Here is a 22,042-nt window from a genome sequence, read left to right as displayed (position 1 = left end):
TCTAGGACACCTTTGGCGTGTGAGAGATACGCGAGTCGAGCCACGGATAGAGCAGGTCGACCAGCAGGTTCACCAGTACAAATGCCGCTGCCGACACCGCGACGATTGCCAGCACCACCGGTATGTCCTGGCGCAATACCGCTTCCTGGGCCAGGCGGCCAATGCCGGAGCGGGCAAAGATGGTCTCCACCAACACCGCGCCCGACACCGTATTGCCCACCTGCAAGCCGATCAGGGTGAGGATCGGCAGTGCGGCATTCTTGAACGCATGCCGTGCCTGCACCTGGCCACGGCTCAGGCCCTTGGCGTAGGCCGTGGCGATGTAGGACTCTCTCCACACCCCCTGGAAACTGCGTTGCAGCACTTGGGCGTACACCGCCGCACTGGGAATTGCCAGGGTGATGGCCGGCAGCACCAGGCTTTCGAAACCCCGGCTGCCAGTGGCGGGAAACCAGCCCAGGCCAAACGCAAACACTTGGATCAGCAACAATCCCATCCAGAACACCGGCACCGAAAACCCCAGCGACGGCAGGCGCGCCAAGGCCTGCTTCAACGGCTGCCAGCGGATATAGGCCGTCAGGTAGGCCAGGCCGATCCCGCCCAGCAGCGACAGCACGATGGCCAGGCCGGCCAGGGACAAGGTCTGCGGCAGGCGTTCGGCGAGCAGCTCGGCGACCGGGCGATTGAGCGAGAGTGACTGGCCGAAGTCACCGTGCAGTGCGCCGAGCAGCAGGTCGAAATACTGTTCGAACAGGCCCTTGTCCAGCCCGTAGAAAGCCCGGGCCTTGGCCAGGTCTTCCACCGACAGCGAGTCGGCTTCCATGCCCGACGCACTGAGCATGATCGACAAGGTGTCACCCGGCAGCAGATAGAGGATGAAATACGTGATGCTGTACGCCCCCCACAGCACCAACAGGGCTTGGCCTACGCGACCGATCAAGTAACGGCTCATGGCGTGCCGATCTCGATATCACCCAGCAGCGCGAAGCCCTCGGCGGTCCAGCGGAAGTTCTTCACCTTGGGCGACGTCGCCGCCTGCCACACGCGCTCGTACACCGGGAAGGCAGAGCTTTGATCGATCAGCAGGTCCTGCAAGTCACCATAGGCTGCTGCGCGTTGTTGGCCTTGGGTCGCGGTGATACCGGCATCGAACAAGCCCTTGGCTTTTTCCAGCACCGCCGGTTCGTAGGTGTTGGTGGCCACCGTTGAGCTGTTGGCGCTGCGCGGATCGAGGATGGTCTGCAGGATGATCGGGTCGGCGCGGGTCATGTAGTTGATGGTCAGGTCGTAATTGCCGGCAGAGTTGTTGGCGACCCATTCGGCGCGAGTGACCACGCTGAGTTTCAATTCGATACCGACCTTGCGCAGTTGGTCCTGGATCAACACGTCGCCAGCGGTCTCGGCGGGGCTGATGTTGTAGCTGAGGGTCAGGCGCTTGCCGTTTTTTTGCCGGTAACCGTCCGTGCCCTTGGCCCAGCCGGCTTGGTCCAGCAAGTGTTCAGCGCCCGCAGGGTCATAGGCGAGCTTGTTGCCCTGGCTTTTGAAGTAAGGCGTGGTCACATCGAAGATACCGTCCACCACCGGAAACTCGCCGTTGTAGACGGTGCTCGCGTAGCTCTTGCGGTCGAGGGCCTTCTGCACCGCCAGGCGTACGTGCTGGTCAGCGAGGATGCGCTCGCCACGGGTGTTGGGGTACAGGTTGAGCGCAGGCCCTGGCAGCGAGCGGCTCTGGATGGTCGCGCCCTTGGACTGGAACAGTTTCAGGTCGACTTCCGAGAACGGGTTGCGTGGCCACAGGATGTCGGCCTTGCCTTGCAGGAACAGACCGTTGCGTACGCTTTCTTCGGGGATGTAGCTGATGTCCACCGCGTCCAGGTGCGCTTCCCCCTGGTTTTTCATATTGGCTGAGGCCCAGGCGTAGCCCTTGCGCTTGGTCAGGTGCGCACCGACTTCCGGCGTGTAGCTGGCCAGTACAAAAGGCCCGGTGCCGATGATCTTGCCCAGTGAGCGCTCCTTCACCGTCAGTGCGTAGGAGGCGGGGGCGAGGATCGCCAGGTTGGTCGTCGACGTGGCTTGCAGGAAGCCGGCGTTGGGCTTGGACAGCACCAGCTTGACGGTGAAATCGTCTACCACCTCGGCGTGGTCGAAGCCCGCCAGGTAGGTGGCGCCAAAAGTGGCTGGCAGCTCAGTGGCCAGTGCCTTGTCACTGTCGAACGCGGTTTTCACCGCCTTGGCGTCGAAGCGCTCGCCGTTGCTGAAGGTGACGTTATCGCGCAGGTGGAAGGTGTAGGTCAGCGCGTCGTCACTGACCTCCCAGCTTTTGGCCAGCCAGGGAATAATCTTGCCGGTCTCCGGGTCCTGGTCGGTCAGGGATTCGGCGACATTGCGCAGCAGCACCCGGTGTTCCAGCCAATAGACCTGGAACGGGTCGACACTGACCAGGGTGGTGTTGTCGCCAAAGAACGCGATGTTCAGAGTCTTGCCGGCCTGGGTGTCATTCCCGGGCGAGCAAGCAGCGAGGCTCAGCGCCAAGGCGCAAGGGGCCAGCAGACGGCTCATCAAGTTGGAGGTATTCAATGGGGTGCCCTCATGTGGCGTTGCGGGTGCATGCAAGGTGTGGATCAGAAGTCGTACGCCAGCTTGGTGTACCAATAGCCGCCGCCTGGGTAGAACGGTGGGTTGCCGTAGGCCGCCAGGCCGAGGTTGCTGTACACGGCATGTTTGTCGGGGCGTACGTCGAAAATGTTGGTGCCGCCGATGCTGACGGTGAGGCTGTCGACGAAGGTGTAACTGACGTCCAGGTCGGTGATCCATTTGGCGCCGAAGCTACGGTCGCCCGTCGGGTTGACGGCCAGGGTCTTCACCGCGCCGTAACGGGCGGTCTGCAGGTTGACGGCCAGGTCCTGGACCTTCCAGTTGGCGCCCAGGATCCATTTGGTCTTGGGTGATGCGTCGGTCAGGTCACCTTCGCGGTCGCGGCCCACCAGGGTCACGCCCGAACCTGCCAGCGCACTCGGCGTGTCGCGGGTGCCTTCGATGGTGGTCTTGTTCCAGTTGAAGCCCAGGCTCCAGCGCACATCGCCCCAGGTATCCAACGGTGTGGTGTGGTCGGCCACCACATCCAGGCCCTTGGTGCGCGTATCGAAGGCGTTGGTGTAATAGTTGACCCAGGTACCCGTGGGCACACCCTGAGCGGCGAGAATGGCGTTGATTGCGCCATTGCCACGGTCATAGATATTGCTGGTCAGGGCAATGCGGTCGTCGATGTCGATCAAATAGGCATCGGCGGTGATGCTGGTGCGTGGCGCCGGTTGCCAGGTCAGGCCCAGCCCGAGGTTGCGGGATTTCTCCGGCTTAAGGTCATCGCCGCCAAGGGCCTTGGCCAGGTTGCTGCCCGACGGCGTCAGGCGCGTCACGGCCGGCACCACATTGCCGTTCACATCGGTCGCCACCCGATTGTCGGCCACGGTGTAGCCGATCTGGGTGAGGGAGGGTGCCCGGAAACCGGTGCCGACGGTGCCGCGCACGGCCACAGTGTCGGTCAGTTCGTAGCGTGAGTTCACTTTGAGGCCGAAGGTATTACCCGAGTCATCGTCGTAATGCTCGACCCGGCCAGCCATGTCGAGGAACCAACGGTCGGTCAGGTCGAAGCCCAGGTCGAGGTAACCCGCGTAGTTGTTACGGATCAGGCTCACTTCATCTTCGGGGCGAATCGTCACGGCAGCCTGCGCGCCGGAAGCGGCGGGGTAGGTGCCAGTGACATACGCCTCTGGGTCGCCGGCGAAGGTACTGAAGTGCTCCCAGCGATGCTCCAGGCCGGCCGATACCTGCACTGGCGGCGTCAGGTTGAACAGGCTGTCGTAGCGGCGGGTGAAGTCCAGGTTGTTGACCCACTGCTCGAAGCGGAAGGTCGCCAGGTTGTCGAATTTGGTCGGAGAGGCGGTGCCCAGCGACGGGTTGATATTCAGGTCGCTGGAGTGGTGCACGTTGTTGCGCCCGTAGGTGGTGCTCAGGTCCCAGTTCCAGTCGGCAACCAAGCCCTTGCCGCCGAACAGGAACTGGTAGTCACGGTCCTTGATGTTGTTGAGCGGGAAGTAACCGTCGGGAAACACCTCAGGCACTGCCGCCGTGCCAGTGGGCAAGCGGAAGTAGTTGGCGGCCTCGGCGTCCCGCTCGCCATAGGTAGAGAAGGAGTACAGCGTCACGTCTTCCAGGGGCAGTTCGGCGTTGTAGGCCAGGTTGAAGGCCTTGAGGTCAGGGTCGCCATTCTTGATCGCCACCCGGTCCCAGGCCGCTTGTTTGGCCGGGTCGGCGAAGGCGCGCACGGTGCTGTCGGCCTTGTCGTTCCACGAGGCACTGCCGCGTTTGCGCGCATCGGCCGAAAAGTGGAAGAAGCCGCCTTGGCCGAGTTCAAAGCCCTGGTCACCCGCTACCTTGATGGTTTCGCCCTGGCCGGAATACAGCTGGCCGTAGCTGGTTTCCAGGTGGCCGCCACTCTTGGTGTTCTTGAGAATAATGTTGATCACACCCGCCACCGCGTCCGAACCGTACTGTGCGGCAGCGCTGTCTTTGAGCACCTCGATATGGTCCACGGCACTCACCGGAATCAGGTCGATGTCCACCGCGTTCGCGCCGCTGTTATCGATGGAACCGCGCTGGCCGGTGGCGCCGTTGTGCCGGCGTTTACCGTTGACCAACACCAGGGTGTAGGCCGGCCCCAGGCTGCGGTTGCTCAGCGGGCGGGTCACCGAGTTATAGCCGGCGATGTTGGTGCCGAAGTTGAACGACGGCAGCAGTTTGGCGATGGCCTCGGACAGTTCGGCACGACCGGTCTTGAGCAACTGGTCGCTGTTGATCACATCGATCGGCGCCGGACTGTCCGCCACGGTGCGCTGCTGGCCCCGCAGGCCGGTGGAAATCACCGTGACGGTGTCGAGCTTGGCGTCTTCGGCAAAAGAGGGCGCAGCAGTCAGGAGCAGGGAGCCGGTCAGGAGTGAAAGAGGTAATTTCTTGAAGTGCGTGGGGAAGGCGATGTCTGGCATGGAGGTAACCTGGAGGGTGTGGGTGCGTCCTCCGCCAGGTATGGGGTCGGTCTGTGAAATGAAGATATATCTATAAAAAACCTTGTGGAAAGTCTTTTTTGGAATAAGATAATTATTAAACATTGTTATGTTGTTAAAAAATAAGATCATCTATTTTTATTTAGTGGCTGTGTCAGTTCTGTACTCTCAGCAGCGGCCAAATCCGGCTCCCTAACGCAGTAGCTGCACTCCCACTTGCCGCTTATAGTCTGCACCCGATGCATCCTCGATAAGCCAAACGGATTCACACCGAATCAAGGACGACGAATGAAACGAATCGAGATTCAACAGATTACGCACCTGCCGGCAGAAGTTTTTACGTTGGAGAAAGAGGCAGTTGCAGAAGGTTTCAGGTTTCTTACGCGCCTGATTTCGGAGTGGGAGTCCGGAACGAATCGCTTCAACGCGCCCGGTGAATGTCTCATGGCTGCGTATTCGAACCAGCAAGTGATAGGTATCGGAGGGCTATCAGTTGATCCCTATACTCAGCCCGATACCGCAAGGCTACGGCGCGTGTACGTGACACCTGCGGCAAGGAATCAACACGTCGGTCAGGCGCTGGTAAAAGCGTTGGTTGCGCAGGGCACGCTTCACTTTCAGGCGGTGCGTCTTTCCACCGATACGTCAGGAGGCGACGCGTTTTACCTGCGCTGCGGCTTCACTCGAACAAAAGATGTCCATGCCACCCACATCATCGAGCTGGCCAACGCCTGACCGGGCAGCTTTCGCCATTGGCGAATTCTGGCGCCCACACCGGCCAGTTCAGCTGCGATATCGGCATGCCAGTGCGGGCGCTATGACGCAGGTTTGGCGTCAGGCACCCACAAGGTGCAGGACGTTGCGGCCTGGGCGATCAGCCAATCGTGATCGCGCTTCGACAAGGGCCGAGGCATCCCGGCAGAGACTCGAAGTGCCATTTTGTGCGCTCCCGCAACTTCGTTTTCACTCGGCGTTGCCTCTCCCAGCTTTGTATTGTTCTTGAGCCCGCCAATGGCGCCCTGCAGCGCGAGTGTCTGCTTGAAGGTGTCGGCACTTTCTTCAACGATGGATACCGCGATAAAGGCGGCGTTTGAGCAACGATCCATCTTTTCCCACTGCTTCATCTGCGCTTCTGAGCCGAGGGCGGCTGCCGATGACACCAGGACCATAAAACCAATTAAACAACGCATTGTTTGCCTCCCTTCAAATAATCGCCCTCTTCCGGTATCTCACGCAAATAGACTAGCGCCCTCCCATTGAGCGCGCGTCAGTCCGTAACACTTCGCCAAGGCAGGTGCAGCGGATATTTTCAGTTCGGCGTCATACAAATGCACCGCCCCCAACTTCATCGTGGCCGTTTGCGAGCGAATGTTGGTAGGCGCGATGTGGAAATAGACAATGTCGTAAGCCGTGAAGGCATGTTCCAGCATCAACTGCTTAAGTTCGCGGTTGGCATTGCCGCCCCACTTCGCCCGCACCAGAAACGTAAAACCGATGGCTATGCTGTTCGGTAGATCCGGCGGCGTGTAGTAGCTTGAGGTGCCGACGATATCCCCCGAGGCACTCTCGATGACCGCGAGCGCCTTCTTCGTGGCAAGTAGAGAGGCGAAGTACGCCTCGAACACCTCGCGTTTATAGCGATCCCGCGCGGGATGACCGCACCAGATGTCCGGGTCAGCCGCTGCCTGGAACATGCCTTCAAAATCACCGTCTGCCAGCGGTTTAAGCCTTAGGGTGCTGCCGTACAGGTCGGGTTGGCAGTCGAAGTCGGGGGAGGGCATGGGTATCTTTCCGATTGGCCAAAGGGGTTGGAGCCAGTCTAGAGCGGCAGTTTGATAAAGAAAGATCCAATGTGACGGGTTATTGATGGAGCCATCGCAGTGCGTAAATCCGAAGGGCTGGAGCCCTCAGCTTTGATAGCCAGTCGCTAACCATCACCGTATTTGATGCCACTCATATTCCGCCAGACGACCCTTCGCGGTATCGCCGTAGCACCGCGCTCATCATTTGACCGAATGTACCTGTTCCTCAACGAACACAAGATCCGCCCCGTGATCGACCAGGTGTACCCATTCGAGCAAGCACGAGAAGCCTACGAGCATCTCGCGAAGGGTGCATTTGGCAAGGTTGTGATCAAAGTCGCTGAATAACATTGAGGCGCCAACCGGGCGCCTTTTTTTCGCCTAGAGTTGCATGACGGCGAGCGCCCGGCGCAGGGGCTCGTCGGATATTTGGATAGGGCCATGGAAGGGCACATCCATGTCCAATACAAGGTAAACAGAAGCCCCGATGAGCAATGATGAGATGATGAACATGCCGATGACCATCGAGTTCCGGGGCGCGCGGTAGCCAAAACTCGCGAAGATGAGTGTCAACCAAGCGACCAGCATCCCGATCAACGGGCTTGGAATCGCGCCTTCCGACTGCTCGACGATCCTCCAGCGTTGCTCGATGAGCGAGTGGTATTGCTGGCGGATATCCTGAAGCATGGTTTCATGGAAGCGGTCCGGGGGCTTTATACCGGCTAGTGACTTCCCGATGTCGTCCAGGTATTTAGCTGCCTCACTGTTACGATGCTGCAAGGCTTCGTCACCTCGGTATGGGGTCTCGATAGCACGCTCAAGATAAGCGACCAAACGGGTCCTTGTTTCTTGTGTGGCTTCTCCGTAGCCCCGCAGCGTCCGGTCAAAAATGATCAGGCTGGTTGCATACCCATGGAAGTTCGCATCAATGGACTCAAAGGTATTCTTGGCGGAATTAATCATCAGGCCGAAGACCAGCGACGTCATCACCACAAAAATATTCGCGACCAGGCGTATCACGGTGTTGGTCTCTTCATCCCTGTGGCGTGCTGGCAGCTTGGGGTACCAATGCATCATGAGCAGCGAGGCCGCAACCAGGCACCCAAAAATGGCGAATGCGATCAAGAGTGAGTTCATGCATTGCGCCCTGATCAATAGGATTCAAGTCTTAGAGAATAGACTGTCGGGTGGACTTAGCCCGTCACCCCCTATACCGCAACGCCTCAATCACCACCCTGAAGGCAGATGAATGCTCCCGCCGGATACTGAGCTCCATGCAGCCCAGGCCCAGGGCCGAAACTTCAAGAGAACTGTTGCCGAGTTTGCGTTTTTGCATAGGAGATCCACCAGACTGGCGCGCCGCATTGGGCGGGCGCCGGGTGTTTACGAACAGGCTGCACGGGCCGTGGCGCGTGCAGATGTGGTGTGAACACGTTAGGGGAGGTGGGGTATTGAGTTGGGTTCTTTGATTCAGAGGCTGTCAGGATCGCCAAAAAACATTTTGACTAGGCTCTAGGACAATGTTTTCAGGTCGATAACGCTTTTGTTTGCCCCCATTTTTGCCCCCATTCGCACCGAATGTGCGAGTGATCGCGAATGGCGATCTCCGACGGACTCCAGTATGGCAGTGGCTGGTATTCAGTGCGCCTCCGTATACTGGATGAGCAACCCGTATCTGGCAGACCCTTGGTCGTTCGGAAGAGGATATGGGTAATGAGTCGATATCCTTAAGTGGCGTTGTCGGGTCTGTCTCTCTGCACCTATCCTGAAATTGATTCGCGAGATGCTCGTGCTCTGCGTGATGTTGCCAGGGCTCTGGTCGCTAGGGACATCGATCCGCGTGTCCATCGACAGCTGGAGCGTAATGCTAGGCGGCTGGTCATGGAAAACGCCTAAGAAGCGGTTGTTCTGCATTGAAAGTGATACGCAAAGTTGAACATAGTGTTTCTGGTCGTGGATCTCGATACCCCGGTTGGACCCAGAACCTCCCCCTTCGATTGGCCGCCAAGTCGGCTGACAACGAGGGCGCTCAGGTTGAGATATAGAGGAGGCGCCTTACCTTCGCTATTTCTGGCCAGTTAAGCCGTTGGGCCAGGTCGCTGATCAGTCGTTAGGCAAGTGCAACTGCACTTCCATGGCGTCATGAAGGAGTCTGACGACCTCGATCACGTCGTCGTTTGCCACACGATACAACACGATATGGCGTGGGCTTTTGACCGTTCCATGGGTTTGTTTGGCCTGCTGGCGTGAATAGATGAGGTGATAGCTGCGAAGGCCCGGTGCAAGCTCATCGCGGTCGTGGCTGCCAATGCGATAGGGCGTGTCGGCAAGCGCTTGCAGCGCCGCGAGGATCAGCGCCTGGTAGCGCTGGCGAGCTTGATCGCCGAACTGCGTCTGGGAGAGCCTGAGGATGTCGACAATGTCGGCGCGCGCCGGGTTGGAGATCCGATACTGCGGCATGCTCAGTGTTTCTCTCTCGCAGGGAGGGTTGCCTCCAGGCTCAAGCTCTCGAGGTAGTGCTCCAGATCACCCTCGTTTACCTGAGTAAAGCGCCCGTGCTCAAGATCCATGATGCCGATCGAGGTCGCCTGACGCAGTGCCTCAATTTTGGCGGTGTCTTCGGCGACGCGCTGCTCCAATAAACGTAAACCTTCTCGCATCACTTCGCTGGCATTCTGATAACGGCCGGACTGCACCAAGTCATGGATAACCTGGTCCTGGTGAGGGGTGAGCACAACGTTTCGCGTCGCCATAACTAGCTCCAGTTCTATGCAAACAGATACTTTTGATGTTGGCATATTATGCCAATTTCGCTCTGGAGAATAGCTTGGGGCCGACATCCGGCGATCAGGTGACGGCTGACTTGGCGCCAATCAGCAAGGTTCAAAGTCATCCTCCCATAATGAAAGCAACCGGCAGATTGATTTGAAGATTGATATGCCTGACTGTGCGTGGGAGGAGGCGCGCGATGTGTGCTTCTCGATCCGCCCTGAAATCGATCGGCATGTTCGATGCCCATCAATATTTGCGTTTAGAGGCATCAAGAGAGGTTCCAATGCCCTACGAGTTAGAAAATCGCCTAGTGATCGGCGTCGCTTCCAGCGCTGTGTTTGATTTGCTGGCATCTGACGCAGTGTTTCAGAGTCAGGGGGAGGAGGAATACCGCAAGTTTCAGCAAGACAATCTGCACGTCCCGCTTCCTAAGGGGATAGCGTTCCCCTTCATCAAGCGTTTACTGTCAGTGAATGACCTGAGCGTCGATCCTACGGATCCGCTCGTCGAGGTGATACTTCTTTCGCGCAATGATCCCGACACCGGGCTGCGCGTACTGAAGACTATCGAGCACTATGGGCTTGGGATGGCAAGGGCGATTTTCATGCAGGGAAAATCTCCTTATGAATACATACCAGCACTGAATATCGCTTTATTTTTGTCGGGTGACAAAAAAGACGTGGAAGCGGCTATCAGGGCCGGGTACCCGGCTGGCCAGGTTCTCGATTCAAAATTTGAAGACGACGAGACTGATAAAACCCTACGCATCGCATTCGACTTTGACGGCGTGCTCGCTGGCGATGAGTCCGAAACAATCATGCAGGCCTCTGGATTGTCTGAATTCCATGCGCACGAAGTGAAGAATGTCATGCAGCCCCATAACCCTGGGCCGCTGAAGGAATTCATGGTGCGGATATCCAAAATCCAGTCGGTCGAGGAGAAGCACAAAAAGCTCAATCCTGAATACGAAAACCGCATACGCGTCTCGATCGTCACAGCCCGCAATGCTCCGTCTCATGAGCGTGCGATGAATACACTCAAGAGTTGGGGTGTCATGGCCAATGACGCATTCTTCCTAGGCGGCATCGAGAAAGGAAAAATTTTAGGTGTATTGAAACCACACATCTTTTTCGATGACCAATCAGGGCACCTTAAATCGACTAGCGCAGTTGCTCCATCCGTGCACATTCCTTTCGGCATCACCAACCATGTCGCTACTGTGGATGCGCTAGAGCCTGAAGCGGATCAGGTCCAGCAGGTGGTGTAACACGGTGGCTTGAGCGCGTAGTACCACAGGAATTCGTATCGGTTCTGTGCTTGAACTGGCCTAATGATCCCGGACACCTCTTAAGGGCGATATGATTCGCCCAATCAGGAGGTTCCATGCAAGAGCGATAGTCCTACACCCGCGAGTTCAAGCAACGTGCTGCAAGCATGGTTCTTGATGATAGCTGCTCAGTTCCCGACGTCTGTGCATCTATGGACGTTGGGCCTACGGCTCTGCGCCGCTGGATTGGTCAGGTCCAATCGTTGTGTAGATACCTATGCCGATCAATGGGTTAAAACACGTGGCTACCAGCCACCGGGAAACCATTGCCGGGCGAGCTGCACCGTTACGCGCAAGGTGTGCTGGCTTTGTTCGCACGCAAGCGCCTGTTCTTCAGGAGACGCCGGTTTGCCCCACTTTGGCTGGGTTGCCAAGCGCTGTGCATAGCTAGCTTTAAACGCAGGGCTGGCCTCCCCAGTCAGCCACATCGCTTTAGCATAGTCCGCCTCGAGATCTTCGGGCAGCGAACCACAGGCCAGTTTGGCTTGCTGATAGCGCACGGCGTACATGAAGCCATCGGTGGGGGCTTCGTCGTAGGTGTAGCGGGAGGGTTCTGCGGCCATGGCAGTACCGGTGAGGAATAGGGCGATGAGGAGGGGGCGTCCGTGCATGGGCGGGGAAAGTCTAGGGTGGTTGACGGTGCGTTTGACCTGAACACGAGTTGTATAGCATTGAACAGGCCACTCGTTAACTATACGTGCCCGGTTTGAATTGCAGCGACCAAGGCAATGAGCCATCATTGTTGGCTCGCTACGAGCCATTCTTCGTATGCCGTTCGGTTTTATAGGGTGTAATAAATGTTTAGGCGTCTCATGGACTTGAGCAAGCGGTTGCGCAAGGATTTTGCTGCTGTACCGGTTTCCAAGGAACAGGTTCTGCGCCCGCTGGAGGTGCACCCTCAGGCAGGACTCGTCGCGAGTTTGCCCGCGAATGTGTTGGACTACTGGCACAGAGCGCTGATCGCCGATGACTTGGGTGGCCTGCAAGCCACCGATGTTCGCATTCCGTTGAAAAATTACGCGAGACTGGCCTGGCCCGACTTCAATCTTGGTTTCGGCACGCGCCCGGCGCTGGCGCTGGGCATTCTCACCGAGCGTGCCGCAGAGGCTCGGCGTAAACAGCAAGCGCAGGCGCTTGAGGCTTCAGAGGACGACGCAGAGGGTGAGCAGGAGGCGGACGAGCCGGATGACGATCCGCGCATTCCCATGGCGCTGGTGTTTCATCAAACCACTTCATCAAACGATGAGGTCCAGGTCACGTGGCCCGACCCGGATAAAAAGCCTGCGCCGGGCGCAAAAAAAAAACGCCTCAAGCCCGACCGGCTGAATATCGCGTTCTGGTTTCCTTTCGACCTGGACGACAAAAACCAAATATGCCTGCCACGCGACCCCAACGATTGCCGGCCGCGTGTTGTCCGCCAATGGCTTGAACCGCAGCCATTGATGGCGGCCAACGACCTGCCGCCGGCCATTGGCCACTTCGATTGCTATCGCGACGAGCTCAAGCTATTTCTAGCGACGTTGAGCCAAAGCGCCAATTTGAGCGGTTATGTCGACGCCTGTTTTGCCTTGTTCGCCCGCGTTCAAGCGGATGGGGTTGAGACGGGAATGGCGCCGATCACGGGGCAATGGGTTGCGGTGCCGCGACAGCCTGGCTATGCAACACGTGCGCTCGCCAACGTGTATGAAGCGATCCCCAATGCGCCGTCCATCGGCGCACTGGAGCAGCTCATAGGCGCCGGACGACACCGTTCGGCTGTCCAGGCAGGCGGCATGGCAGCGCCGAAGGTGACGATCCGGCACGTGGCCATGGTCGATAAGGCCACACACCTCGACAAGCCAGACGTCAATCGCGGCGCAGACCCCTTGAACGAATCGCAGCGCCGCGCATTGCACGCCCTCGGCCGGTTGGGTGAGCAGGTCGGGGTGGTTGCGGTCAGTGGGCCGCCGGGCACCGGGAAGACGGCCATGCTGCGTGCGATGATCGCCAACCAATGGGTGTTGGCGGCTTACGATAACCGCGAACATTGCCCCGTCACGTTTGTGTGCGGGGCGACCAACCAGAGTGTCGAGAATGTGATGGGCACGTTCAATGGTGCCGTAGGCAGGAAGCATGCCCTGGCACGTCGTTGGTTGGACCCTACGGGCAAGCCACTATTGGGTTTCACCGCCAGCGCACCGTCCAAGGCCAAGGGGAAAACCCATCGCAGCAAGTTCACCACGCTTGAGATCCGGCAAAAGCAGTTGCGCATCTTGGGCGTCGGGTCCTCCAGCCTCAAGCAATCGTACGAAGACGGTGTTGCGGCAGCCCTTGCTTTGGCGCGGCACTTTGAAGATGCCTTCCGCGAGCTGCCAGAGTTGTTCAATGCGTTGTTTAGCGTTGAGCAGAAACATCAGGTCAGTGATGCCACGCGTTTTATCTATCTCATGCAGAAGAGTGCTTCGACAACGCCTACGGCGTCGACCCTCTGCGAGCACTTGAACACGCTGACCCAGGTATTGCGCAGTGGGTTGGCCTCAGCAATCGAGCGCCAGGCTGACATCGACGCGTTGATCGAGCCCGGTGAACTGGCTGCGCGCTTTCCTAGTGAGGCATGGGCATCTTCCTGGGCCATCGACATCCTCGCGGATTTGCATGTGGCCGCAACCCCCGAGGCGCGCCAGGCGCAGCAGCAGAAATTGCTGGATGTGGTGTGGCGGCCGATTATTTTCCAGTTGGCCGCGCGTTACTGGGAGACGCGTTGGCTGGCCAGTGTGATCGCAACCCCCGAGCCTGGCAGCCGAAAGAACGCACTCAGGCACGCAGCCATGCTGTTTCCGTGCATTGTCGCCACCTTGCACAGCGCCCCACGGTTACTGGGAGAGGGCCGTAGGCCGCTGTTCGCGTTCCTGGATTTACTGATTATCGATGAGGCGGGGCAAGCTGCGCCGGAGCTGGGTGTGCCGGTGCTTAGCCTGGCTAAAAAAGCCGTGGTGGTTGGCGATATGAAGCAGCTCTCCCCCGTGTCTTCGGTAACACCCGAGGTCGATGCGCGTCAGGTGCAGGACCGTTGGGCTGATCCGTCGTCTTTGGGCGCCTTGCTCGTGCGTGGCGCGGACTCCGCCACGGGTTCAATCATGAAGCTTGCCGCAACCGGGTCATCGTTTGCCGAGGCCATGCCGGACGGACGGCTACGGGACGGGCTGCTCCTGCGGGAGCACTACCGTTGTGCAGAGTCGATCATCAATGTGTGTATCGATTTGCTGTACCACGATCACGACCGTGATGCCGAGGGCGGGTTGCTCGACAAAGAGTTGGAACCCAAAGTGCCCAACCCGCTGGCAGGGCTGTTCGCGGATGCCCAGTTGCCCTTGCTCGAGGGCGAAGCTGAAACGCAGTTGCGCAAACGCATGAAGGCAACGTTCCCGCTACCGCCGCTCGGGTTCTATCAGACCGGTGGCCCGAACGATGAGCCCTGCAAAGGCGACTCATGGTCCAACCCTGGAGAAGCCAAGGCCATCGTGGACTGGCTTAAAGAGCACGGACCGCGCCTGGCGAAGTGGGTCGCCAGGGTCGAAGGCCACCCGGAGCAGCCGATAGGGTTGGAAAAACTTGTCGCGGTCGTCACGCCATTTCGAGGCCAGGTCGAAGCGATAAAGCGTCGGGTACGCGAAGAACTCGACCCTGATGACGCTGACCTGAGTGAGCGTTTGACCATCGGCACGGTTCATACCCTTCAAGGGGCGGAGAAACCTGTGGTGTTGTTCAGTGCCGTGAATCGGGAAAGCCGCGCCAGCCGTCGAACCGATACCAATCATCGTGAGCGGGTGTTTATCGATCGTGACGATGGGCGCCTGCTCAACGTAGCGATCAGTCGTGCACAGAAAAGCTTCATTTTGTTTGGCCATTCCGATCTGTTTTTTTCCCAGCAGGCGATGGACCCGAATAACGATTTGCCTTCGGCTGTGGTAGGACGATGCTTGGCCGGTGTGCGTGAGCCAGAGCATGAGCGGCTCACCTGCGCCCCGCGGGTGCCAGCGTGCAAGCTCGGTCCCGCCACGCTGATGGTTGTCGAATCCTTGCACAAGGCGAAAATCATTCAAGAACTGGTACCTGGCGGTACTCAGGTGTTCGGCTGTGGCGGTCATATTCGTGACCTCCCAGGCCCCGGTGCGATCAGTTGGCGTGATGGGTTAAAACCGCACTGGCAATTGAGCGAGCGCGAAGGCAGTGACCTGGCGGCGTCCCTACGCAATACCGGCAGCCGTTTACTGCAATGCACTGAGCTGGTGTTGGGGACGGACGATGATGCCCAAGGCGAAGCTATCGCCTGGCACATGATCCAGGTACTCAAGGAAGCACCGTGGTTCATGCATATCCAGAGGGTGCGTCGGGTAAGGTTTCATGCATTGACCACCCTCGAAATGGCCCGATCATTTGAGGAGGGTCGGTGTGTACAGGTCGAGGGCGCTACCGCCGACGAGCGAGCTGGCAGCGCTTGCCGGGCCTTGAATATGGGCTTGGCATATGGAGCCATTGCCCAGCGGGTGCTGGACAACCTCATCGGCTCGGTCTACATGCGTCACGGTATTGTCGGGGGCGGACGGGTCAAGGGGCCCTTGCTCAGGGTACTGGCGGGCCATGGTGACTCCCCGGGGTTACCCGGTAAACGGTTGGGTGTCGCGATAAACCTGAAAGTAAACGATACCCTCGTGCCGGCTCGCCTGATGGTGCGGCGCGGCAGCGAAGCCTGGCGCGCGTGGGGCAGTGACCGCACAGAGAGCGTTCACACCTTGATCGACCAACTGAGCGACGCGGTGGTTTCACCGACACCTTGCCTGCTCGAGCATGAGGACTTGCTGCTGGCACCTGCTCAAAGCCTAGGCACTAACCTGGTCCTGCAAGAGGCGTTCAGGCGATTTGGCTGGATGCCGTCGAGCACCATGAGCACGTTGCAAAAACTGTATGAGATGCGCGAGGGGCAGGACGAGCCCGAGTCAGCACCGAACGACAATGGTTGGGCTGCATTGGATGCGCAGGGGCGCCTGTTCCTTACCGAGTCCGGACGGCGCCAGGCAGATAAGGTGCTGAACAACCCTTGGCTGAACACAATCAGCGCCAATGCGTTGTTGATGGCCTTCGACGATGCGCTGACTCACCTGTCCCAATTGCCGGATGCAGGGGAGGCGGACTACCTTGCGTTCGTGCACACCTGGGCGGCGCAGTTTGATGATCAGTGCGGCGCGCAGCCGGTTGCGGGCCCCCATGCACCAACGGTCGATGCGCAAGGCGCTGAGGTCGCGCTGTTTTCCCTGCAGCCCGCCGTCGAGCTGAATACGTGGGGCGCGCCTGCCGGTTCGCCTTCACCCGCTGAGGCCGAGCAGCACGACGATGATCCCGCGCCTGGTGCGCAAACCCACCCGGTTTCGGACAGCGGCCGCAGCGGTGCCCACGGAGCACTGGTGCCTCTGGACATCAGCCTGGAGGCCGACAACCCCAAGATGGCCGCGCTTACCCTGAGGCAGCGGCAACTTTACGACCTGATGTCCAAACTGATGTTGGCCTCTTCCCTGCGAGATGGACAGTTTCAGACTGTACGCCGGATTTACACCCTGACGTGGCCGGCTAAACCGGCTGTCCGGCAGGTTGAAATTGGTGTCGAGGTGATAACAGGCAAGCCGGGCAACTACCCAGGCTGGTTTACGCTGGACCCCGATGGCCTGCACCAGCACACGCGCAATTGGGCGTCGGCAGAGATGGAGGCAGTGCTCGATGAGCAAAGCCCTCGCTTGCAAGTGATAGTGCAAGACCACTGCATACGCACCCGCTCGCTGCTTGAGCCGACAGTCGATCATTTATTGGCGTGGATGCAAGCGCGTGGACACGGTAGGCCCTCGACATTCGGCAAGCACATCGATGATCTGGTACGTGGCAATACGTCGAACACGCGCGCGGAGGGCACTGCCGATGAATAGCAGTTTTGCCGCCATGACCCTGATGCGAAACGCCTATGAGGCCGCATTGCGCGCCCCCTCGGACGCAGTTGCCCAGGCAGCGTTCGTCGCTGCGCACCAAGCGCAACAGCACACGTTCGTTGATTCATTCGACGTCGCGGGCATTACCTACCCGCGTACTGATGGGCACACACTGAGTGAGCGTGAAGCGCGCGAGGTGATTTCCAGAATCCTGTCCAACCCGGCGTACAGCGTATCGGACCTGCGGCCCAGCGTCATTGAAGCGGCCTACCCGCTACAGGCAGACGTGCTGCGTGCGGAAATCGAAGCCACGGTCGCGCGGGCCGATAAAATCAATGGGCTCGACTGGCGAACCGACGCGCTCGATGCCAGCACCAAGCAAGCGATGCGTGAACTGCTACGCATGCCCACCTTGGCGGGCGGCTACAAAATCATTTCCCAGGTCAAGTCCGCGGCCAACGCCCAGGTGTTGAATATCTACCGTGGCTACGATGCCGATCACTTGATCCCCGACAAGGCACTGCGAGGGTCACTGCACAGGGGGCAGTCTTTCAGCCTTGACCAGAGCTACGCGACGTTTATGCAGGATTCACAGAACAGAGGATCGCAGCATAAATTTGTGACGGACGCCCAGAAACACACACGCAAACGGCTGCGCGGCGATCCGACACTGCTCGCGAAAAACCCAACGACTGGCGAGTACCTGGAGCATGTGCTTGAGTGGATGACCCATGTCTATACCACCGCGGATCTGGGTGTGGATGTGGCCGTCAGGAACAGTGGCCTTGCCAACTCGGATGAATTCAAACGTTTCAACGTCAAAGGTTTTGCCTTGGCGCAGGCAGGGTTCATGACGTGGAATGAACGCAAAAGTGTCGGCCGCGCTGTCGCCATGGTGCTCCTGATTGAGGCGCGTGAGTTCTACACGGCGGCCGGCTGGCCCATGGACAGGGAGTTGCCTTTGTTCTACGACGTACCTTCTACAGTGACCCAACAACCGGTGCCTGTGACATGAGCGACAACATAAACCCATCAACACCCGCCCATGGCGTCCGGCGCTACCAGCTTGCCGACCTGACAATGGCCGCCGGTGTGCCCTGGTTTGCCGTGCACGTGTCGGACGAAAGCGGTCATACATCGTCCTGGATTATCAAGGGTGAACTGGACGGTGAGCATTTACGCCTGCAACCACAGGTTTGGGTGCCAGATGCCATCCAGGCCATCGTCAATGATAGCGACGGCCAAGTCTGGGCGATCACTAGCGAAGATGAACTGATCACCAACACCGTCCTTGGACAGGTGGCTGGATGGCGGCAGGTTACGCCCCATCCGCAGCTCAACGCGCGCGATGAGTGGTACTCCCGCACACTGGGTTATGTGGCCACGGATGGCCAGAACGTGGAGCTTGCTGAATGCCTGTGTTGGGCAAGCGATGGCTTGTTGATCGGTACGTTCAGCCGCCGGTTGTATCGTTGGACATCGGGCGATGTTGCTCGCCTTGAACACGACGATCACATTGTCGGAACGCTGGGTGGTGTCAACAACATTGTCCAGACGCAAGACGCAATATACGCGCTGGGGTATGCGGGCCTGATCCTGCGTCGGCCGGTGGGCGGGACCTGGCATCGAATTGATGGACCATGGCCGCCTGAGGCCGGCGCGTTCATCAATATGATTGCGGGTGTCGAAGGTCCGAGAGGGGAATTGTGGGCCATAGCGGCGGGCGGTTCGGTCGTCAGCGTTGCGGGTGATGTGACCCGCACCATTGCACAAGTACCCGGTGAGCCTCTGGGCATCACCCGTTTCCAGCGCCAGTGGTTCGTGTCGACCCTCGACGGTTGCTACGAACTACCGGGGGATGGTGACACGGTCCTGATCAAACGCGATATTTTGATGGGTAAATCGATTGATGCCGGGAACTGCCTGATTGCCGTCGATGCCGAGCCACAACACGCCGATCACGCGCAGGTCCACCTGTGGTTGCGCACCAGAAACCGCGATGCTTGGCTGCGCCCAATCATTTGCCGGGCCTGATTGAGGCGTTAAGGCGCAAGCGCGCGGGATACGGGCTTGCTTTCGAGGCGCAAGCCCGTGGTTTCACCTGGTCGGCCAGGCAGGCTCAATTGGTTTGTGGGCCGCGCCCGCGATGCGCAGTGATGCGGTTGTAAATGTTGGGTGCCGTGACCGCCATTTCTTTGCTGATCTCCGGGACTGAGTAGCCTTTGTCATAGAGATGTTGCAAGAAAGCGTCTTGGTCACGCCGGGCAAGCTGGCCGTAAAAGCCGCGATTTATTTCTTTCTGGATGCCTGAGAAAAAACCAAACATAGGGACCTCTGTATTCGACTCGCGTCATGTTGATGGTGGGAGGAGAAGGCGTGGCTTGGGCCGCTCCTTCTGTATGCAAGCCCCTTGTAAACCCCGGATTTGGAGTCTGAGTGAGCTAGCCGGTTGCAGGTTATTCACTCTGCTGCTTATCGGCCATCCCAACCTGGGTAGCACCCAGCATGGTGTGATTTATGCGAACAGACGAATACACGGATGACGAAGTCGAGACAAAGGACAAGTGGGACAAACTGTTCTGGATTGAGCTTGCTAAGCGCAAAGAGCGCTTGGTAACCGGGGATGCACACCTGATGCTTGTTCAATTGCATGATCAAATTGCCCAGGCCATCGATACACCCGGCCAAGTGATGGACGAGCCCATCGAAGGCATAAGGGGGGCTGCGGTCCTTTTGGACGCGTTTCAGTGGCAGTACGACCCGGCTGATGAGGCTGATGACGAACACCAGGCTCAGTTGTTGCGGGACACGATGAATCGCTTCGAAAGCCAGATTGATGAAGTTTGGTCAAGGTTGCAGTTCACGCGGGGCTTCCGACTTGCCGACCTAGCCGTAGAAAACGAACTTGAGCTGATGTGGGGTTGGTGGGTATTCATCAACTCTTCAGCCGGGCGTGAGAAAATGGGTATCACCACCGGAAAGTTCTCATACCATGGCAAGCAGAGCCGAATGGACGAGGACCATGAGCCGCCACGGATGATTGAGGTCCATACGTTCTATAACCGCCCCGGGCAGTCTCCCATCCCTGTTTCCAATCGCAGTGTCAGGAGCTTCACCACTGACGTGGATGAAGTGATAATCAACGGCAAACGGGTCACCGATAGTGTAATTGTGGTGTTTGACTCCGAAACTCCGGCGCCATCCAGAAGGGAAATCGTGAACGCCGCTTATTCCGGCAGAGGAATGATTCGGGCACGGCGGTTAGCGGATGCCCGTGCAAAAGGCGATTACGCCAGACTGCAACGCTTGCTCGACGAACCGTCGCCGACCACGGATTTTGTCGACTTATTCGAGCCTGTACAGGCGCATAAATTGTTCAAGACACTCACCAGCGTTGCGCCGTTGATTCGAGGGCTATTCGCCTGGGATCTTCACCATGACCAGGGACTCAGCAAAGCGCAGGCCTGCCGAGTTACGGCGGAAAAACTACCTGGAATGGGCACTACCCCACGCAGCGTCAACAATGCGCTTATATCAGTGGGAAAAAAGATCAACGGCTACCAACCAGAGCAATTGCCTTGGATTTTTCAACGCTTTAGCGATTGAGGGTTCCGTCGCCGGAACCCGGTCGGGTTGAGCTAAGCAGCGCCGAATTGGGCGATACGCCGTTGTGCCAGCGCCTCGCCCTCGGCCTGCGTCGCCGCGGTTTCATAACGAATGCCAGAGGCTTGTTCGCCAATCTTGTCCATGGCATCGAAATGCGCACGACGCGCCTCATCGGCAAGCACGCTGATCAAGCTGATACACAAATGGCCAAAGGCCTCCTTGTGCGTCTTCAACCACAGGCTGCGCAGCTTGCGGTTGGCGTGGGCTTCGTCGTCCCCAGGTTCCAGGTAGATCAACACAAAGGGTACGCCATGGGCCATGACGGCCTCGATTTCGGCTTGCCACTGTGCACCGTAGCCCGGTACGGCCACGTCGTTGCGCACTATTCAGCGCGGCGGGTGTTGCAGGGCTTCAGAAAGCCAGCCCAATAGCTGCGTGCGTTGCTGACGCAGGAAAAAGTGCCCGCCGTCCACCAGGCGCCAGTCGAAACCGGCTGCTGCGTGCCGTTTCCAGCGGCGCGCGGCTTCCACCGTGACCAGGTGATCATCGCTGGCGGCAATCATCACCATCGGCACGGCCAGGGTCGTATCGGTTGCTACGCAGTAGCCTTCCGACAAGGCACTGTCGCGTGCCGCCCAGGTGTCGGACTTCGAGGGCGAAATCCTCCTCGCTGTAGTCCGACACTTTGCGCTGGATCGGCAAACTCGGCGCCGGGCACGCCATCAGGAACAGCAACTGCGGGTGGCGACCCTCGCTGGCCAAGGTCCGCGCCACTTCGAGGGCGATCTTGCACCCCAGGCTGCAACCCAGCAATGTCCAGGGTTTGTCGGTGTAGGGCCGGATCGCGTCCATGAGCTGGCGCATCAGTTGCGTCATGTCCTGGATGCTCGGTTCGGCGATGCGGCTTTCGCTGAAGGATCTACGAGTAAGCCTGTTCCGGGGAAAGCATTAACCTTGCTTTGGCGGGGTGGGCCATGAGGCTTATCTGATCGGTTTCAATGCCGACACGACTCGGTCATTAATACGGGGTAGGGCTGAGGGCTCATATCTCCTTCAGTCCATTCATCCTCATCAATAGCCTGCTTGGCCTAAGGCTGGGGGCATCCTTTTCAAGCCATCCAAAGCATGCCCTCAGATGTGCCCCCAATGTAGCAATCCACTGGAAGTGAATGGAGCTCCATGGTTGGTGGAAACGCAAAAATGATCAGCCGAACAGCCTGCCAGCCGACGCCTAAAGACTCTCAGGGTCCCCGAAAAACATTTTGACTGGGCTCTGGAACGGTCTTTTAAGGTCCGAAAAACTTTTCGATGCCCCCATTTTGGCCCCCACGGCGAACATCTTTATTGATCAGCGATGGCTGTTCGCGGGGGCGCTTGGCGGCCTTGAGAATCCGGGTGCCCGAGGTTGACTCGCGCAGGGATAGGGTTGCGCGGTGAATTCGGTCTCTACCGCTTCTTGCGACTTGATATCAACATTTCAACGCTGAAACAAAATCATACATTTAATTGACGCCATCAAAT

General features: G+C 58.6%; 20 protein-coding genes and 3 pseudogenes. 9 read left to right on the top strand and 14 right to left on the bottom strand.

The genetic code is table 11. The features are described from left to right. Nucleotide 1 precedes the first annotated feature (1 nt). From CWC48_RS26390 to CWC48_RS26380, 3 genes are all read right to left on the bottom strand, one after another. On the bottom strand, nt 2-952 hold the full coding sequence (locus CWC48_RS26390; protein WP_100490720.1) for an ABC transporter permease: 951 nt from the start codon (nt 950-952) through the stop codon (nt 2-4). Beyond that, nucleotides 949-2,559, bottom strand: a complete 1,611-nt coding sequence (locus tag CWC48_RS26385; protein ID WP_177409509.1) for an ABC transporter substrate-binding protein — start codon at nt 2,557-2,559, stop codon at nt 949-951. The genes CWC48_RS26390 and CWC48_RS26385 overlap by 4 nt, the downstream gene beginning before the upstream one ends. A gap of 62 nt (nt 2,560-2,621) precedes the next feature. Then, complete coding sequence (locus CWC48_RS26380) at nt 2,622-5,042, bottom strand: TonB-dependent siderophore receptor (protein ID WP_100490718.1); 2,421 nt, start codon at nt 5,040-5,042, stop codon at nt 2,622-2,624. Nucleotides 5,043-5,348: 306 nt separating this feature from the next. Here CWC48_RS26380 and CWC48_RS26375 point away from each other — a divergent pair, with 306 nt between their 5' ends. Further along, nucleotides 5,349-5,795, top strand: coding sequence for a GNAT family N-acetyltransferase (locus tag CWC48_RS26375; RefSeq protein WP_100490717.1), 447 nt, complete (start codon nt 5,349-5,351; stop codon nt 5,793-5,795). Nucleotides 5,796-5,875: 80 nt separating this feature from the next. Here CWC48_RS26375 and CWC48_RS26370 read toward each other — a convergent pair whose 3' ends face one another. After that, nucleotides 5,876-6,250, bottom strand: coding sequence for a hypothetical protein (locus CWC48_RS26370; RefSeq protein ID WP_250883724.1), 375 nt, complete (start codon nt 6,248-6,250; stop codon nt 5,876-5,878). A 39-nt stretch (nt 6,251-6,289) separates the two neighbouring features. Next, nucleotides 6,290-6,841 carry a GNAT family N-acetyltransferase gene (locus tag CWC48_RS26365; RefSeq protein ID WP_100490716.1) on the bottom strand — a complete coding sequence of 184 codons (552 nt, stop codon included), beginning with the start codon at nt 6,839-6,841 and terminating at the stop codon, nt 6,290-6,292. 162 nt (nt 6,842-7,003) lie between these two features. Here CWC48_RS26365 and CWC48_RS26360 point away from each other — a divergent pair. Next, nucleotides 7,004-7,210: pseudogene (locus CWC48_RS26360) on the top strand (zinc-binding dehydrogenase); the annotation flags it as partial. A 33-nt stretch (nt 7,211-7,243) separates the two neighbouring features. On the opposite strand, the gene CWC48_RS26355 reads toward CWC48_RS26360, so the two are convergent. After that, nucleotides 7,244-7,999: a DUF4239 domain-containing protein gene (locus CWC48_RS26355; protein WP_100492465.1), complete on the bottom strand. Its 756-nt coding sequence runs from the start codon at nt 7,997-7,999 to the stop codon at nt 7,244-7,246. 127 nt (nt 8,000-8,126) lie between these two features. Further along, nucleotides 8,127-8,198, bottom strand: a pseudogene (locus tag CWC48_RS30470) (aldo/keto reductase); the annotation flags it as partial. 395 nt (nt 8,199-8,593) lie between these two features. On the opposite strand from CWC48_RS30470, the gene CWC48_RS30990 reads away from it, so the two are divergent. Continuing rightward, a complete protein-coding gene (locus CWC48_RS30990; protein ID WP_371857053.1) occupies nt 8,594-8,758 on the top strand; it encodes an integrase arm-type DNA-binding domain-containing protein in 165 nt (54 codons plus the stop codon). Nucleotides 8,759-8,965: 207 nt separating this feature from the next. Here CWC48_RS30990 and CWC48_RS26345 read toward each other — a convergent pair whose 3' ends face one another. Together CWC48_RS26345 and CWC48_RS26340 are read right to left on the bottom strand one after the other, a co-directional pair. Continuing rightward, entirely contained in the window at nt 8,966-9,322 is a 357-nt protein-coding gene (locus tag CWC48_RS26345; protein ID WP_100490715.1) for a type II toxin-antitoxin system RelE/ParE family toxin, read from the bottom strand. Nucleotides 9,323-9,324: 2 nt separating this feature from the next. Continuing rightward, the gene (locus tag CWC48_RS26340; protein WP_057010991.1) at nt 9,325-9,615 is read right to left on the bottom strand and encodes a type II toxin-antitoxin system ParD family antitoxin; all 291 of its coding nucleotides are present in this window, start codon (nt 9,613-9,615) and stop codon (nt 9,325-9,327) included. Nucleotides 9,616-9,917: 302 nt separating this feature from the next. Between CWC48_RS26340 and CWC48_RS26335 the strand changes: the two genes are divergently transcribed. Then, entirely contained in the window at nt 9,918-10,901 is a 984-nt protein-coding gene (locus tag CWC48_RS26335; protein WP_177409508.1) for a 5'-nucleotidase, read from the top strand. A 146-nt stretch (nt 10,902-11,047) separates the two neighbouring features. Further along, nucleotides 11,048-11,197, top strand: a pseudogene (locus CWC48_RS26330) (transposase); the annotation flags it as partial. Nucleotides 11,198-11,206: 9 nt separating this feature from the next. Here the strand turns inward: CWC48_RS26330 and CWC48_RS26325 are convergent. After that, on the bottom strand, nt 11,207-11,524 hold the full coding sequence (locus CWC48_RS26325; protein ID WP_100490714.1) for a hypothetical protein: 318 nt from the start codon (nt 11,522-11,524) through the stop codon (nt 11,207-11,209). A gap of 234 nt (nt 11,525-11,758) precedes the next feature. Between CWC48_RS26325 and CWC48_RS26320 the strand changes: the two genes are divergently transcribed. The 3 genes from CWC48_RS26320 to CWC48_RS26310 are packed head-to-tail and all read left to right on the top strand — an operon-like array spanning nt 11,759 to nt 18,949. Next, a complete protein-coding gene (locus CWC48_RS26320; protein ID WP_100490713.1) occupies nt 11,759-16,915 on the top strand; it encodes an AAA domain-containing protein in 5,157 nt (1,718 codons plus the stop codon). After that, nucleotides 16,908-17,930: a hypothetical protein gene (locus CWC48_RS26315; RefSeq protein ID WP_100490712.1), complete on the top strand. Its 1,023-nt coding sequence runs from the start codon at nt 16,908-16,910 to the stop codon at nt 17,928-17,930. The genes CWC48_RS26320 and CWC48_RS26315 overlap by 8 nt, the downstream gene beginning before the upstream one ends. Beyond that, nucleotides 17,927-18,949 (top strand): hypothetical protein, encoded by a 1,023-nt coding sequence (locus tag CWC48_RS26310; protein ID WP_157806775.1) that lies wholly within the window; start codon nt 17,927-17,929, stop codon nt 18,947-18,949. Before CWC48_RS26315 ends, CWC48_RS26310 begins: the two co-directional genes overlap by 4 nt. A gap of 85 nt (nt 18,950-19,034) precedes the next feature. On the opposite strand, the gene CWC48_RS26305 is transcribed toward CWC48_RS26310, so the two are convergent. Further along, nucleotides 19,035-19,241, bottom strand: coding sequence for a sigma-70 region 4 domain-containing protein (locus CWC48_RS26305; RefSeq protein WP_057010985.1), 207 nt, complete (start codon nt 19,239-19,241; stop codon nt 19,035-19,037). Nucleotides 19,242-19,432: 191 nt separating this feature from the next. On the opposite strand from CWC48_RS26305, the gene CWC48_RS26300 reads away from it, so the two are divergent. After that, nucleotides 19,433-20,521, top strand: coding sequence for a hypothetical protein (locus tag CWC48_RS26300; protein ID WP_100490710.1), 1,089 nt, complete (start codon nt 19,433-19,435; stop codon nt 20,519-20,521). 32 nt (nt 20,522-20,553) lie between these two features. Here the strand turns inward: CWC48_RS26300 and CWC48_RS26295 are convergent, their stop codons facing one another. The 3 genes from CWC48_RS26295 to CWC48_RS26290 are packed head-to-tail and all read right to left on the bottom strand — an operon-like array spanning nt 20,554 to nt 21,406. After that, nucleotides 20,554-20,904 (bottom strand): hypothetical protein, encoded by a 351-nt coding sequence (locus CWC48_RS26295; RefSeq protein ID WP_100490709.1) that lies wholly within the window; start codon nt 20,902-20,904, stop codon nt 20,554-20,556. Between the two features lie 3 nt (nt 20,905-20,907). Further along, a complete protein-coding gene (locus CWC48_RS30465) occupies nt 20,908-21,096 on the bottom strand; it encodes a hypothetical protein (protein WP_218261623.1) in 189 nt (62 codons plus the stop codon). Further along, complete coding sequence (locus tag CWC48_RS26290; RefSeq protein ID WP_256581781.1) at nt 21,065-21,406, bottom strand: thioesterase II family protein; 342 nt, start codon at nt 21,404-21,406, stop codon at nt 21,065-21,067. Before CWC48_RS26290 ends, CWC48_RS30465 begins: the two co-directional genes overlap by 32 nt. Nucleotides 21,407-22,042 lie beyond the last annotated feature (636 nt).

The organism is Pseudomonas sp. S10E 269 (genome assembly GCF_002798465.1).
Taxonomy (GTDB): domain Bacteria; phylum Pseudomonadota; class Gammaproteobacteria; order Pseudomonadales; family Pseudomonadaceae; genus Aquipseudomonas; species Aquipseudomonas pergaminensis.
This window is presented reverse-complemented; position numbering and strand designations above follow the sequence as displayed.

Bases quoted from the DNA above. Each gene is read 5' to 3' on its own strand.
- CWC48_RS26305 (WP_057010985.1), bottom strand. From the start codon at position 19,241: ATGTTTGGTTTTTTCTCAGGCATCCAGAAAGAAATAAATCGCGGCTTT.
- CWC48_RS26345 (WP_100490715.1), bottom strand. From the start codon at position 9,322: ATGCCGCAGTATCGGATCTCCAACCCGGCGCGCGCCGACATTGTCGAC.
- CWC48_RS26320 (WP_100490713.1), top strand. From the start codon at position 11,759: ATGTTTAGGCGTCTCATGGACTTGAGCAAGCGGTTGCGCAAGGATTTT.
- CWC48_RS26390 (WP_100490720.1), bottom strand. From the start codon at position 952: ATGAGCCGTTACTTGATCGGTCGCGTAGGCCAAGCCCTGTTGGTGCTG.
- CWC48_RS26385 (WP_177409509.1), bottom strand. From the start codon at position 2,559: ATGAGCCGTCTGCTGGCCCCTTGCGCCTTGGCGCTGAGCCTCGCTGCT.
- CWC48_RS26325 (WP_100490714.1), bottom strand. From the start codon at position 11,524: ATGGCCGCAGAACCCTCCCGCTACACCTACGACGAAGCCCCCACCGAT.
- CWC48_RS26370 (WP_250883724.1), bottom strand. From the start codon at position 6,250: ATGCGTTGTTTAATTGGTTTTATGGTCCTGGTGTCATCGGCAGCCGCC.
- CWC48_RS26380 (WP_100490718.1), bottom strand. From the start codon at position 5,042: ATGCCAGACATCGCCTTCCCCACGCACTTCAAGAAATTACCTCTTTCA.
- CWC48_RS26355 (WP_100492465.1), bottom strand. From the start codon at position 7,999: ATGAACTCACTCTTGATCGCATTCGCCATTTTTGGGTGCCTGGTTGCG.
- CWC48_RS26315 (WP_100490712.1), top strand. From the start codon at position 16,908: ATGAATAGCAGTTTTGCCGCCATGACCCTGATGCGAAACGCCTATGAG.
- CWC48_RS26340 (WP_057010991.1), bottom strand. From the start codon at position 9,615: ATGGCGACGCGAAACGTTGTGCTCACCCCTCACCAGGACCAGGTTATC.
- CWC48_RS26365 (WP_100490716.1), bottom strand. From the start codon at position 6,841: ATGCCCTCCCCCGACTTCGACTGCCAACCCGACCTGTACGGCAGCACC.
- CWC48_RS26300 (WP_100490710.1), top strand. From the start codon at position 19,433: ATGCGAACAGACGAATACACGGATGACGAAGTCGAGACAAAGGACAAG.
- CWC48_RS26335 (WP_177409508.1), top strand. From the start codon at position 9,918: ATGCCCTACGAGTTAGAAAATCGCCTAGTGATCGGCGTCGCTTCCAGC.
- CWC48_RS26375 (WP_100490717.1), top strand. From the start codon at position 5,349: ATGAAACGAATCGAGATTCAACAGATTACGCACCTGCCGGCAGAAGTT.
- CWC48_RS26310 (WP_157806775.1), top strand. From the start codon at position 17,927: ATGAGCGACAACATAAACCCATCAACACCCGCCCATGGCGTCCGGCGC.